This is a genomic window from Micromonospora citrea (assembly GCF_049629545.1).
Classification (GTDB): Bacteria; Actinomycetota; Actinomycetes; order Mycobacteriales; family Micromonosporaceae; genus Micromonospora; species Micromonospora citrea_A.
Window position 1 is genome coordinate 1 of record NZ_JBNADX010000029.1, and the last position, 13,085, is coordinate 13,085.

10 protein-coding genes are annotated in these 13,085 nt (G+C 74.6%); all 10 read right to left on the reverse strand.

Annotated elements, in window-relative coordinates:
• Positions 1–2,853, reverse strand: a 2,853-nt coding sequence (locus tag ACPFP2_RS25135; protein ID WP_424092014.1) for a PQQ-dependent sugar dehydrogenase, incomplete at its 3' end; no start/stop codon positions are given.
• Positions 2,854–3,207: 354 nt separating this feature from the next.
• Positions 3,208–4,275, reverse strand: a complete 1,068-nt coding sequence (locus ACPFP2_RS25140) for a polyprenyl synthetase family protein (RefSeq protein ID WP_424092016.1) — start codon at positions 4,273–4,275, stop codon at positions 3,208–3,210.
• On the reverse strand, positions 4,272–5,693 hold the full coding sequence (locus ACPFP2_RS25145; RefSeq protein WP_424092018.1) for an alkaline phosphatase family protein: 1,422 nt from the start codon (positions 5,691–5,693) through the stop codon (positions 4,272–4,274). The genes ACPFP2_RS25140 and ACPFP2_RS25145 overlap by 4 nt, the downstream gene beginning before the upstream one ends.
• Positions 5,690–6,925 (reverse strand): metabolite traffic protein EboE, encoded by a 1,236-nt coding sequence (gene eboE / locus ACPFP2_RS25150; protein WP_424092020.1) that lies wholly within the window; start codon positions 6,923–6,925, stop codon positions 5,690–5,692. Before eboE ends, ACPFP2_RS25145 begins: the two co-directional genes overlap by 4 nt.
• Positions 6,925–7,776, reverse strand: a complete 852-nt coding sequence (locus tag ACPFP2_RS25155; protein WP_424092021.1) for a TatD family hydrolase — start codon at positions 7,774–7,776, stop codon at positions 6,925–6,927. The genes eboE and ACPFP2_RS25155 overlap by 1 nt, the downstream gene beginning before the upstream one ends.
• A 1-nt stretch (position 7,777) precedes the next feature.
• Positions 7,778–8,377 carry an EboA domain-containing protein gene (locus ACPFP2_RS25160; protein WP_424092022.1) on the reverse strand — a complete coding sequence of 200 codons (600 nt, stop codon included), beginning with the start codon at positions 8,375–8,377 and terminating at the stop codon, positions 7,778–7,780.
• 62 nt (positions 8,378–8,439) lie between these two features.
• Positions 8,440–9,321 (reverse strand): sugar phosphate isomerase/epimerase family protein, encoded by an 882-nt coding sequence (locus ACPFP2_RS25165; protein ID WP_424092024.1) that lies wholly within the window; start codon positions 9,319–9,321, stop codon positions 8,440–8,442.
• On the reverse strand, positions 9,318–10,232 hold the full coding sequence (locus ACPFP2_RS25170) for an SCO3242 family prenyltransferase (RefSeq protein ID WP_424092026.1): 915 nt from the start codon (positions 10,230–10,232) through the stop codon (positions 9,318–9,320). The genes ACPFP2_RS25165 and ACPFP2_RS25170 overlap by 4 nt, the downstream gene beginning before the upstream one ends.
• On the reverse strand, positions 10,216–11,376 hold the full coding sequence (locus ACPFP2_RS25175) for an inositol-3-phosphate synthase (RefSeq protein ID WP_424092028.1): 1,161 nt from the start codon (positions 11,374–11,376) through the stop codon (positions 10,216–10,218). The genes ACPFP2_RS25170 and ACPFP2_RS25175 overlap by 17 nt, the downstream gene beginning before the upstream one ends.
• Positions 11,377–11,863: 487 nt before the next feature.
• Positions 11,864–13,075, reverse strand: a complete 1,212-nt coding sequence (locus ACPFP2_RS25180) for a Gfo/Idh/MocA family protein (protein WP_424092124.1) — start codon at positions 13,073–13,075, stop codon at positions 11,864–11,866.
• Positions 13,076–13,085: the final 10 nt, after the last annotated feature.

The following is a 13,085-nucleotide window of genomic DNA, read 5'->3' on the forward strand; positions in this document are numbered from 1 at the left end:
CCACTTCTGGTTGGCGCCGGTGTGGCAGGTCCACAGGTGCACCGCGGTGCCGTCGGCGGAGTTGTTGCCCGACACGTCCAGGCACTTGCCCGACTGCGGGTTGCGCAACGTGCCGTCGGCCTGGGCGGACCAGTTCTGCGCCCCGGTGCCGTTGCACGTCCAGAGCTGGATCTTCGTACCGTCGGCGGAGCCGCCACCGGAGACGTCCAGGCACTTGCCCAACGCCTTGACCGTCGAGTTCGGCGTCACCGTCCACGTCTGCGCGGCCGAGCCGTTGCAGGTGTAGATCTGGATCTGGGTGCCGTCGGCGGTGGCGGCGTTGCGGACGTCGAGGCACTTGCCGCCGAGTCCGACGATCGGCCCGGTCCTCACGGCTGCCGTGTTGAGGGTGAACGAGTCCACGTCGTAGAGGGCGGCGGTGCCCGAGCCGGCGAAGGTCAGGTAGAGCGTGGTGGTGCCGGCGGGCGCTCCGGAGATGGTGCCGTTGACCGTGGTGAAGGTGTCCCAGGCGCCGGTTACGGGCACCGTGGCGGAGCCGAGCACCGTGCCGGTGGCCGAGCCGGCCCGCAGCTGGAGGGTGCCGCCGGCGCCGGCCGAGGAGACCCGGGCGCTGAACGAGGTGACGGTGTCGAGGCGGTACGGCTCGAAGGCGATCCAGTCGCCGTTGTTGATGTTGCCGACGGTCTTGCCGCCCTCGGCCGTGGCCTTGTCGAAGGTGGCGATGCCGGCGGAGGTCTTGTAGTGCTCGGCCTGGCGCTTCTTCGGTTGCAGGGTGTGCTGCTTGTGGGTGGTGAGTCCGCCCGCATCGGTGTACTCGGCGTCGAAGATGGCGAAGATGTTCGCGGCGTCGTCGTGCTCACCGTCGACGGGGATGGTGATCGAGCCGGTGCAGCCGGTCCTGGAGGTGATCTGGTGGCCGTGGCTGTCGTGGCCGAGGACGTAGGTCATCTTGACCTTGGCGCAGTCGATGGCGCCGTCCTCGGGGTCGGTGACGGTGATGCTGAACGGCACGGTGTCGCCGTAGCTGAACACCTGGCCGTTGCCGGGGTTGGTGATGGTGACGGTGGGGGCGGTGTTGCCGACGCCGATCTGCACGTTGGCGGTGCCGCTCGCGCCCTGCGGGTCGCGCACCGTCAGGGTGACGGTGTACGTGCCGTTGGCGGTGTACGTCTTGCTCGGGTTGGCCGCCGTGGAGCTGGTGCCGTCGCCGAAGTTCCAGGAGTACGTCAGCGTCCCGCCCTCCGGGTCCGTCGACCCGGCCGAGGAGAAGTTCACGGTCAACGGGGCCGCGCCGGAGGTCTTGTCGGCCGAGGCCGCCGCGGTCGGCGCCCGGTTCCCGCCGGCGATGTAGTCGTAGCGGTAGAGCGCCGAGTTGGCGTCGCCGTTGAAGTAGCCGGTGCCGTAGTCCAGGACGTAGAGCGCGCCCTCGGGCCCGAAGGCCATGTCCATGACCTGCTTGCCGTTCCACGGGAAGGTGTCGATGACGCCCGGCGAGCCGTCGGCGTTGAGGTGGATCGGCTTGACCCAGCCGCGGCCCAGTTCGCCGGCGAAGAACTGCCCGTCGAAGGACTGCGGGAACTTGGTGGTGGAGGTCGACGAGGCGTTGTACCGGTAGACCGGGCCGGCCATCGGCGACTCGGAGCCGCTGCCGAACTCCGGTGGGCTGCCGGCGTCGCCGGCGTACCGGATCCAGGCGGCCCTGGCGCCGGGGAGGGTGGTCAGGCCGGTGTTGCGGAACGAGTTGTTGGTCGCGCCGCCGACGCAGTTGTACTTGCCGCCGGCCGTGCCGGTGGCGAAGTCCCACTCCGCGTACGTCTCGGTCGCGGTGTTGGTGCCGGTGCAGTACGGCCAGCCGTAGTTGCCCGGGCCGGTGATCCGGTTGAACTCGACCTGACCGCTGGGGCCGCGGGCGGTGGTGGTGCCGGCGTCCGGTCCGTAGTCGCCGACGTAGACGATGCCGGTGGCCCGGTCGACGCTCATTCGGAACGGGTTGCGGAAGCCCATCGCGTAGATCTCGGGGCGGGTCTTCGGGTCCGAGTCGACGAACATGTTTCCGGCCGGGATGGCGTAGGTGCCGTCGGCGTTGACCTTGATCCGCAGGATCTTGCCGCGCAGGTCGTTGGTGTTGGCCGAGGTGCGCTGCGCGTCGTACGCCGGGTTGCGGTTGGTGCGCTCGTCGAGCGGGGCGTAGCCGGCGGAGTCGAACGGGTTGGTGTCGTCGCCGGTGGACAGGTACAGGTTGCCGGCGGCGTCGAAGTCGATGTCGCCGCCGACGTGGCAGCAGATGCCGCGGTCGGCCGGTACGTCCAGGATGTCGACCTTGCTGGCGGCGTTGAGCGTGAAGTCGCTGTTGAGCGTCCAGCGGGAGAGCCGGTTCACACCCTGCCAGGCGGAGAAGTCGCTGCCGGTGGCGGGCGCGTCGCCGGAGGGGGTGGACAGCGGCGGCGCGTAGTAGAGGTAGATGTGCCGGTTGCTGGCGAAGTTCGGGTCGGCCCCGATGCCCTGCAACCCCTCCTCGTCGTGGGTGTAGACCGGCAGCGTGCCGATCACCGAGGTGTTGCCGGCGGCGTCGGTGCGGCGCACCGTGCCGTTGCGCGCGGTGTGCAGGACCGACCGGTCGGGCAGCACCGCGATGGTCATCGGCTCGCCGACCTCGGCGACGCCCTTGGCGAGGGTGACCTGTTGAAAGTCGGTGGCGACGATGGGATGCGCCTGGGCGGGGGTCGCGCCGCCGAGCGCTGCCGGGCCGGCGCTCAGGGCGAGCGGGCCGGCGGTGGCGGCGAGCAGCAGCGTCGCGGCGGTGCAGAGCCGCCGTCGCGTTCGGGATGTGGTGGGGGTGTCCTGGGTGGACATGTGCCGTCCCTTCCTGACGAGTGACTGCCAGGGCGGGCGCGCGCCGTCGCGCCGGATGCCGTAGCGGGGAGGTGCTCCTCGGCCCGCCGGGTGCCGCCCGGCCGGCCGTGGCCATGGATGGGGTGGGGCCACGTGTTCGGTGGTCACCAGTCGATGGGTTCCCGCGCCGCCGGTTCACCTCGACGGAACAACTTCGTGATGGCCACGACATTAAATTGTGTACGTCGATGTGTCCAGACCTTCTGCCCATCCATCGTGGACTTTCGTCGATTCGGCCAAAAGTTCGTCCTGTGGCGCACGTCAATCCGAGGCTCCGCAGTGCGGGAGCCTCGGATCGACGCGCCGCAGGCAGGGTCAGCGCGGGCGGTGGACCGCCTGGGCGGCGAGGTCACCGAGGGCGTCGCGGGTCCCGGCGTCGACCGGGGCGGCGGCCAGGGCGGCCAGCGCGACCTCGGCGCGTACCCGGATCATCTGCTCGATGCGCTCCCGCGCGCCGGTGCCCTCGATGACCGCCCGCAGCTCGGCGGCGCCCTCGGCGTCCAGCGCCGGGTTGCCGAACAGCTCCCGCAGCCGGGCCGTCTGCGCCCGGTCGGCGGCGCTGCGCGCCAGCGCCATCATCACCGTGGGCTTACCCTCACGCAGGTCGTCCAGGACGGACTTGCCGGTGACCGTCGGGTCGCCGAAGACCCCCAGCACGTCGTCGCGCAACTGGAACGCGTCGCCCAGCGGATCGCCGAACTCGGCCAGCGCGGCGACCAGCTCCGGCCCGGCACCGGCCAGCGTCGCGCCGATCTGCAACGGCCGGGTCACCGTGTAGCGGGCCGCCTTCATCCGGATGACGGTCAACGCGCTGGCCACCGACCCGTCGCCCACCCCGGACACCAGGTCCAGGTACTCCCCTGCGATCACCTCGGTGCGCATCAGCGAGAAGACGCCGTACCCCCGCTGCACCTGCTCGCTGCTCAGCCCGCACTCGTGGAACATCTGATCCGACCAGGCGGCGCAGAGGTCACCGCAGAGCAGGGCGGTGTTGCGTCCGTACGCCTCCGGGTCGCCCCGCCACGCCGACCGGGCGTGCAGGTCGGCGAAGAGCCGGTGCACCGACGGCTCACCCCGGCGGCGGTCGCTGCCGTCCAGGATGTCGTCGTGGATCAACGCGAAGGCGTGGAACAGCTCCAGCGCGGCGGCGGCCACCACGATCGGTCTGCCGTCCCCGCCGCCCGCGCCGCGCCAGCCCCAGTAGCAGAACAGGGGACGCAGCCGCTTCCCACCGGCCAGCACGAACCGGTGCAACGCGGTGAACACGCCCCGGGGAGCGCCGTCCGGCCACTGCGGGCCCTGCCGGTCGAGGAACGCGGCCAGCTCGGCATCGAAGCGGGCCCTCAGGCCACTGGCGTCGGCGGGGGCGACGGTGACCGTCACGACGCCTCCCCGACGGGTCGCCGGCAGGCGTCGGGCGCCGCCAGCCCGGCCAGCTCCAGCAGCAGGGCCTTGACCTCGGTCGCCGCGACCCGGTCCCGGGCGGCGGACGCCTCGGAGCAGAGCAGCACCGGCCCGTCGGCCGGATCGGCGGGCAACCGCCCGTGCGAGCCGCGTACCGCCTGCGCGCCCGCGTCCAACCCGACGACGCTCATCAGGTACCGCAGGCCGAGCGTCCGGCGGGCCAGCGCCACCGCCGCCCGCCGCTTCGCCGCGCCGGGGGCGGCCGGGTCGAAGAGCAGCTCCGCCGGGTCGTACCCGGGTTTGCGGTGGATCTCCACCAGCCGGGCGAAGTCCGGCGCGCGGGCCTCGTCGAGCCAGTAGTAGTAGGTGAACCACGAGTCCGGCTCGGCGATCAGCACCAGCTCGCCCGCGCGCGGATGGTCCAGCCCGTGGGCGGCCCTGCCGTCGGCGTCGAGCACCTCGGCCACCCCGGGCAGGGCGGCGCAGAGCTTCGCCACCGCCGGCACGTCCGCCGCGTCCCGCACGTAGACGTGCGCGACCTGGTGGTCGGCGACGGCGAACGCGCGCGAGGTCCACGGGTCCAGGTACTCCATTCCGGCCTGCGTGTGCACCCGCAGCAGCCCCTCGGCGCGCAGCGACCGGTTGACGTCGACCGGCCGGGACACGTCGGTGATGCCGTACTCCGACAGCACCACCACGGTGGCGTCGCGGGCTCGGGCGGCGTCCAGCAGCGGCCCGAGCACCGCGTCCAACTCGGCCGCCGCAACGGCGGCCCGGGGCGAGGACGCGCCGAAACGTTGCAGGTCGTAGTCCAGGTGCGGCACGTAGACCAGGGTCAGGTCCGGGGTGTGGTCGGCGAGGATCCGCTCGGCCGCACGGCAGATCCAGCGTGACGAGGCCAGCCCGGCGCCGGGCCCCCAGTAGCTGAACAGCGGGAAGACGCCCAGCCGGTCGGTCAGCGCGTCGTGCAGGTCCGGCGGGTCGGTGTAGCAGTCCGGGTCCTTGCGCCCGTCGGCGTGGTAGACCGGCCGGGGGGTCACCGTCCAGTTCACGTCCGCGCCCATCGCGTACCACCAGCAGACGTTGGCCACCGTGTAGCCGGGCTCGCGCCGGCGGGCCGCCTGCCACAGCTTCTCCCCCTCGACCAGGGCGTGGTGCTGCCGCCAGAGCAGCACCTCGCCGAGATCCCGGAAGTACCAGCCGTTGCCGACGATGCCGTGCGCGGCCGGGAGCGTCCCGGTGAGGAACGTCGACTGCACCGTGCAGGTCACCGCGGGCAGGACCGTGCCCAGCTCGGCGGCGAACCCGGCGTCGGCCATCGCGCGCAGCCGGGGCATGTGCGCCAGCAGGCGTGGGGTCAGGCCCACCACGTCCAGCACCACCAGCCGCCGGCTCATCGCCGTACCCCCGCCGGGGTGGCCCGGCCGGTCGGGGTGAGTCCGAGGGCGACCAGCTCGTCTCGGGCGAAGGCCAGCTCGGCGGCGATCCCGGCGGCCAGCTCCGCGTCGCCGCGCGGGCGCCGCGCCACCGGCAGCACGCCCCAGGTGTACGTCTCGATGTCGAGGTGGTCGCAGCCGACCTCCGGGCCGGTGTAGAGGGCGGTCAGCGCGGCGCGCAGCACCGGCACGGTCGAGCCCAGCGGCGGCTCGGGCGGGGCGTGCAGCGGCACGTGGTAGTGCACCCGCCACGGCCCGGGCAGTCTGGCGGCCAGCGCGAGGTCCAGGTCGTCGGCGGCCCACGCCGGATCTGCCGGGTCACCGGGGTACGGGCCCGCGGGCGCAGGCACGCCGGTCGCCGCCGCGCAACCGGCCGCGCGGGTCTGGTGCAGGAAACGCGGCTCCACCCAGCGGCGCAGCGCGTCGGCCGACCCGGCCGGGTCGGCCGCCTCCAGGGCGGCGGAGACCTGGACCTTCACCACCGGCAGCCCGGCGGCGGCCAGCCGGGCCAGCGCCTCGGCCGGCTCCTCCCAGGCGCAGGCGAGGTGGGCCAGGTCCAGGCAGACGCCGAGCCGCTCGGGATCCGCCCCGGCCAGCAGGGCGCAGGCCTGCCCGGTGCTCTCCACCACGCAGCCCGGCTCGGGTTCGAAGCCGACCCGGACCGGCCGGCCGCTGTCCCGCTCGACGGCGGTGAGACCGGCCGCCAGCTGGTCCAGGCGACGGCGGGCGGCGTCGGCGCGGGCGGTGTCCCAGGGCCGCCGCCAGGCCAGCGGTAGGGTGGAGACCGAGCCCCGGGCGGCGTCGTCGGGCAGCAGGTCGGCCAGCACCCGGGCCAGGTCCAGGGTGTACGCGAGCCGCTCGGGTGTGGTCCAGTCCGGGTGGTAGACGTCGCCCTTGACCACCGGGGCCTGGAAGGCCGCGTACGGGAAGCCGTTGAGGGTGACCACCTCCAGCCCGCGGTGGCCCAGTTCGGCCCGTACCCGGCGGCGCAGCCGCGCGTCGGCGGCCAGCTCGGCGGCGACCGGGGCGGCCAGCCAGAGTCCGAGGCCGAGCAGGTCGACGCCGAGCGACTCCCGCACGGGCACGGCGTAGGTGTCGAGCTGGGCGAGGATGCCGGCGAGGTCCTCGGCGGGGTGCACGTTGGTGCAGTAGCCGAGGTGGACGGTGGCGCCGCCGGCGTGCCGCAGCCGCATCAGCTGCCGCCGCGCAGGATCGAGTTGCCGGCGTAGCTCTGTTCCGGGCGGTCCAGGTCGCTCAGGTCGAGTCGCCCGGACTGGCCGTAGAACTCCACCGGATTGCGCCACAGCACCCGGTCGACGTCGTCGTCGGTGAACCCGGCCAGCAGCATCGCCTCGCCGGTGGCCCGGGTGAGCAGCGGGTCCGAGCGCCCCCAGTCGGCCGCCGAGTTGACCAGCATCCGCTCGGTCCCGTACGCCCGCAGCAGCGCCACCATCCGCGACGGCGACATCTTGGTGTCGGGATAGATGGAGAAGCCCAGCCAGCAGCCGGTGTCGCGGACCAGCTCGACAGTTGGCTCGTTGAGGTGGTCCAGCACCACCCGCCCCGGCTCGATGCCGGACTCGGCGACGACGGCGAGGCTGCGCGCGACGCCCCGGGCCTTGTCCCGGTGCGGGGTGTGCACCAGGGCCGGCAGGTCGTGCGCGACGGCCAGGGCGAGCTGGGCGGCGAAGGCGTCGTCCTCCTGCGGCGTCATCGCGTCGTAGCCGATCTCACCGACCGCGACCACGGCGTCCTTGTCGAGGTAGCGCGGCAGCAGGTCGAGCACCGGGCGGCAGCGCGGGTCGTTGGCCTCCTTCGGGTTGAGTGCGACGGTGGCGTGGTGGCGTACCCCGAACTGCCCGGCCCGGAAGGGTTCCCAGCCGATCAGGGAATCGAAGTAGTCGGCGAAGGAGGCGGCGCTGGTGCGCGGCTGACCCAGCCAGAAGGCCGGCTCGACCACGGCGCGCACCCCGGCGGCGGCCATCCGCTCGTAGTCGTCGGTGGTCCGTGAGGTCATGTGGATGTGCGGGTCGAAGATGCGCATGTCACACCTCCCTGATGGTGAGCCGGTCGAGCAGTTCGGTGGCGTCGGCGGGCACGGCGCGACCGGTGGCCCGCCGCTCGGCGGCCAGCCCGGCGAGCATCGCGGCCAGCTCGGCGTCGGCGCGGGCGTCGAGGTCGTGCACCACGGCCAGCGGCACGCCCGTGAACACGCACTTGAGCACCGCCTGCCGCCAGGCGGGCGGGTCGAGGTGCCGGGCGTACGGGCCGAGGGCGGCGGCGAGCAGCCGGGTGTCGTTGGTGCGGATGGCGTCCTGCAGCAGCGGCACGCCGGCCGCGCCGATCGGCAGCAGCGGCAGGGCCCGCAGCACGGCCCGTTTCTCGGCGGCGTCGCCGTACCGGTAGAGGGCGTCGGCGTGCCGGGCGTGGTCGCTCGGTAGGGCGGTCAGCAACAGCGCCCGGGCCGCCTCGTCGGCGCTCCAGCCGTCCGCGCCGGGCAGTGGCGCGCGGCCACATCGCCGGCGGGCCACGGCGAACGCCGCCGTGATGGTGGCCGGGTCGGCCGCCACCCGACGCAGCGCCGCGTCCAGCCAGTCGGGATCGGGTACGCCCCGTAGCGCGGCCCGTAGTGAATCCGGTGTCATCCCGTCTCCTCCCTGGTGCTGCTCGGGCAGGTACCTGCGCGCGTCCGCCGCGCTGCGTCACCTCACGGCGGGTCCGCGGCGTCGGCCCGGGCGGCGCGCAGGAAGTCCAGCGACCGGGCGGCGACGGTGGGGGCGGCGTGCGAGTGCCGGGGCAGCTCCACGGCGACCAGGCCCCGGTAGCCGGCGTCGGCCAGGGCGCGCAGCACCGGCGGGAAGTCGATCTCACCGGCGCCGAACTCCAGGTGCTCGTGCACGCCCCGGCGCATGTCCTCGATCTGTACGTTGACCAGGTGCGCGGCCACCTCGTGCACGCAGTCGGGCACCGGCAGGGGCTCCAGGCAGCGGCAGTGTCCGATGTCGAGCGTGATACCGAAGCGGGCCGGGTCTCCGAGCGCCGCGCGCAGCCACCGCCAGCCGGCGATGTCCTCGACCAGCATGCCCGGCTCCGGTTCGAAGCCCAGGACCACCCCGGCGGCGTCGGCGGTGTCGAGCACCGCCGCGCAGCCGGCGACGAGCCGGTCCCGGGCGGTGTCGGGCGCGACGGCGTCGGGGCGTACGCCGGCCCAGAAGGAGACCGCCTCCGCGCCCAGGTCCGCGCCGATGCGCACGGCCCGGCGCAGGAACTCGATCCGCGGCGCCGGGTCGTCGTGCAGCAGCGTCGGGGCGTGCTTGTGCCACGGGTCGAGCAGGTACCGCGCGCCGGTCTCGACGACCACGGCCAGGTCGAGCGCCGCCAACCGGCGACCGACGGCCGCCACCCGCCGGGCCAGGTCGGGCGCGAACGGGTCGAGGTGGTCGTGGTCCAGGGTGAGGGCGACCCCCTGGTAGCCCAGGTCGGCGACGACCGCGAGCGCGTCGTCGAGCCGGTGGTTGGCGAAGCCGTTCGTGCCGTACCCGAATCGCAGGGCGCCGGGTGTCACCGGGGCCGGTCGCGGGGCGGTCATGTCGGGGAGACCTTCCGGGCGAGCCGACGCGCCAGCGGCGCCGCCGCGGCGACCGTCAGCCCGAGCGGCCCCGCGCCGGCCCGCGCGATCAGTGCGCCCTGCAACGCGGGCAGCCCGGTGATCCCGGCCCCGACCGCCGCCCGCACCCGGGCGGCGGAGGGCTCGACGGCCACCCGGGCCTGCGCCGCGCCGTAGCGGGCGGCGTACCACCCGGCGAGCAGGGCCGGCAGCGCGGCGGCGACCTGCTGCGCCGGCCGATCGCCGAACGCGGCGCGGCCGGGCGCGGCCTGGGCGGGCGGCCGGGCCACGCGGGCCGTGGCGGCGCTCGTCGCCACCAGGGCCGTGCCGGCGAGGGTACGCAGCGGCAGCGCGGCGTCGGCGCCGGTGACCTCCCGCCGGGAGAGCGCGGTGACCGTCCAGGTGTGTGCGGCGACGGTGACCGCCGCCGGCAGCGCCCGCAGCACCCGCCCGCCGGACGCGCCGAGCAGCACGTCCAGGCCCCGGCAGGCGGCCATCACCGCCGGTGCGGCGGCGCTGTTCTTGGCCGCCAGGTCGTACCCCCAGATCGTGGCGGCGAGCGGGACCGCGACCGCGGCGGCCCGCCGGCCCCCGGCGGCGGCGGCGAGTCCCACTCCCGCGCCGGTGAGCCCGGCGGCCAGGCCGAGGGCGGTCGCCGGGGCGACCCGGCCGCTGGGGATGGGCCGCTCCGGACGCTCGACGGCGTCCAACCGCCGGTCGGCCCAGTCGTTGGCGGCCATGCCGGCCCAGTAGAGCAACACGGAGGCGGCGGCCAGGGCGGGTGTACGCCGACCGAGCGCCCCGGCCGCGGCGGCCCCGGCGACGACGTCCCCGGGCACGGACAGCGCGGCCGGCGCCCGGACCAGTTCGGCGAGGTCAGTCATGCGGGGCATGCGCACCTCCGGCGTGCAGCCGACGGGCGAACCCGCACAGGCGGGTCCACTGCTCGGCCAGCGAGTGGGTGGGCGCGCCGAGCGGGTCCTTGAAGAAGAAGGCGAGGTCCTCCAGCGGGCCGGCGTGCCCGGCGGCGTGCGCGGCGGCGGTGAGCCGGGCCAGGTCGAGCACCAGGGGCGCGGCCAGCGCGGAGTCGCAGCCGTGCCAGGTGAACTCCATCCGCATCCCGGTGCCGAGGAAGCCGGCGAAGGTGACGAGGTCCCAGGCGGTCTTGAAGTCGCCCAGCTCCTCGACGTACTCGATGCGGGTGCCGCCCTGCGGCTGGTAGCCGAGGGTCTCGCCGAGCACCCGTTGCTTGCTGTGCACCTTGGCGGCGTTGGCGGCCGGGTCGGCGAGGGTGGCGCCGTCGCCGCCGCCGAGCAGGTTGACGCCGGACCAGGAGCGCACCCTCAGGTGTCGCATCGCGAACATCGGGGCCAGCACCGACTTGACCAGGGTCTCCCCCGTCTTCCCGTCGTGCCCGGCGTACGGCAGGCCGCGCCCGGCGGCCAACGCCGTCAGGGCGGGCAGCCGCAGCCCGGTGGACGGGGTGAAGTCGACGTACGGGCAACCCGCGAGCACCGCCGCGTACGCGTAGAGCGAGCTGGCCGGGAGCACCTCGTCGGGGCCGGCGAGCGCGGCCCGCAGCGCGTCGGGGTCGGCGTGCGCCGGGTGCGCCCGGGCGGCCGGCTCGGTGGCCGAGACGTTGACCACGACCACCCGGTCCAGCGCGTGCCGGTCCCGGAAGGCGGTGAGGTCGCGTACGGTCGCGGCGGCCCGGTCGGCCTGGGTGCCGCCCGTCGGGGCCGGGCGCAGCTCGCGCTCGACGGCGGCGAGTTCGTCGGGGAGAGCCGCGACCAGCCGGCCGGGCAGCACGCCGGCGGCCGCCAGGGCCTCGGCGCGCTTGGCCAGCGGGGTGGTGACGACGTCGTGTCCGCCGAGGACCAGGTCGGTGAAGGCCGGCAGGGCGGGGCCACGCACATCGGGCAGCTCGGTGACGCAGCCGGTCGACCCGGTGAGCCCGGCCCGCAGGGCCAGCGCCCCGACGATGCTGGTGGTCGCGACCGAGCCGCGCGCACCCACCAGCCAGACACCCGTACGCATGGTGCTCCTTCCCGATCAGGAGGAACCAGCCGTGCATTGAAGAATATGAATATCAGAGTTTTGCTGGCAAAGATACCGGTCTGTGCGGATGGGCCCCGTCCACCGGTCGCCCCGGCGGAGCCCACCGGTCGGCGTCGAAGTCGGCGGCGACGACGCCGGCCGGAACCCGGTGCGGTTACGGACGGACGGGGCTGGCAGGCAGGGTCGGTCGGCGTCTCGGCCCTGCCTCCCCCGCATCCGGCCGGCCGGGGCGACGGCGCGCCCCGATCGGACGTCTCGCGCGAACGCGGCCCTCGACGGGTCGCCTCCGCAGGTGGTGGCGGTCCTCCGGTGCGACCGGGGAATCCCGGTCCGGCCGCACCGGACGACCGTCCTGCTCGCGCCGTCGGGCCGGGTGGCCCGGCGACACGTCCCTCCGGTGCCGGCCTCGTCCCGGCCGCGGGGCGCAACCGCGGCCGGTCCCTCGCCGGCCAGCGCCGGAGGTGGCTCAGGCGGCGATCGTGGCCAGTGCCGGCTCCACCTCGGTCCACGAGGAACCGAGCTCCGCCGACCGGGTCACCGCGTCCAGCACCAGCTGGACCTGCAAGGCGTCGGCGAAGGAGGGGGCCGGGTCGGCGCCGGTGGCGACCGCCTCGATGAAGTCGCGCATCTGGTGCGTGAACGAGTGCTCGTAGCCGATGATGTGGCCCGGCGGCCACCAGGCCGACATGTAGGGGTGCTCGCCCTCGGTCACCAGGATGCGGCTGAAGCCCTGCTCGGCGGCGGGTCGCGTCGCGTCGTAGAACTCCAGCTCGTTGAGGCGCTCCAGGTCGAAGACGACCGTGCCGAGCGAGCCGTTGATCTCCACCCGCAGGGCGTTCTTGCGGCCCGTGGCGAACCGGCTCGCCTCGTACGTGGCCAGCGCGCCGCCGTCGAGCCGCGCCACGAAGACCGCCGCGTCGTCGACGGTGACCGTCCCGGTGGCCGGGCCCTGGCCGTCGACGACGCCGTGCCCGTCGGCCGCCCCGGCGCCGTTCACCGTGGCCGCGAGCCCACTCGACCCCGCCGGCAACGGCCGCTCCTTGACGAACGTCTCGGTGACGGCGCTGACCCCGGTGATCCGCCGGCCGGTGACGAACTGGGTCAGGTCGATGATGTGCGCGCCGATGTCGCCCAGCGCGCCGGAGCCGGCCCTGTCCCGCTGCAACCGCCAGACCAGGGGGAACTGCGGATCCACGATCCAGTCCTGCAGGTACGTGGCGCGGACGTGCCGGATCACCCCGAGCCGCCCGTCGGCGATCAGCTGCCGCATCAGCGTGACCGCGGGCACCCGTCGGTAGTTGAACCCGCACATCGACCGCACCCCGGCCGCTTGCGCGGTGGCCGCCGCGGCGGCCATCTCCCGGGCCTCGGCGACCGTGTTGGCCAGCGGCTTCTCGCACAGCACGTGCTTGCCGGCGGCCAGCGCCGCGAGGGCGATCTCGGCGTGGCTGTCGCCCGGCGTGCAGACGTCGACCACGTCGATGTCGTCCCGGGCGATCAGGTCGCGCCAGTCCGTGGTGTACGCCTCCCAGCCGAGCCGGTCGGCGGCGTCGGCCACCTTCGTGGCGTCCCGGCCGCAGATCAGCGCCATCCGGGCCCGCGCCGGCAGGTCGTACACCCGGTTCACGGTGCGCCACGCCTGCGAGTGCGCGGCGCCCATGAACGCGTAGCCGACCATGCCGACCCGC

What these genes read in the sequence shown, in the direction of transcription:
- eboE (WP_424092020.1), bottom strand. Translation starts at nt 6,925, where the DNA reads ATGCGGCTGCGGCACGCCGGCGGCGCCACCGTCCACCTCGGCTACTGC.
- ACPFP2_RS25175 (WP_424092028.1), bottom strand. Translation starts at nt 11,376, where the DNA reads ATGCGTACGGGTGTCTGGCTGGTGGGTGCGCGCGGCTCGGTCGCGACC.
- ACPFP2_RS25170 (WP_424092026.1), bottom strand. Translation starts at nt 10,232, where the DNA reads ATGCCCCGCATGACTGACCTCGCCGAACTGGTCCGGGCGCCGGCCGCG.
- ACPFP2_RS25180 (WP_424092124.1), bottom strand. Translation starts at nt 13,075, where the DNA reads ATGGTCGGCTACGCGTTCATGGGCGCCGCGCACTCGCAGGCGTGGCGC.
- ACPFP2_RS25155 (WP_424092021.1), bottom strand. Translation starts at nt 7,776, where the DNA reads ATGCGCATCTTCGACCCGCACATCCACATGACCTCACGGACCACCGAC.
- ACPFP2_RS25165 (WP_424092024.1), bottom strand. Translation starts at nt 9,321, where the DNA reads ATGACCGCCCCGCGACCGGCCCCGGTGACACCCGGCGCCCTGCGATTC.
- ACPFP2_RS25160 (WP_424092022.1), bottom strand. Translation starts at nt 8,377, where the DNA reads ATGACACCGGATTCACTACGGGCCGCGCTACGGGGCGTACCCGATCCC.
- ACPFP2_RS25145 (WP_424092018.1), bottom strand. Translation starts at nt 5,693, where the DNA reads ATGAGCCGGCGGCTGGTGGTGCTGGACGTGGTGGGCCTGACCCCACGC.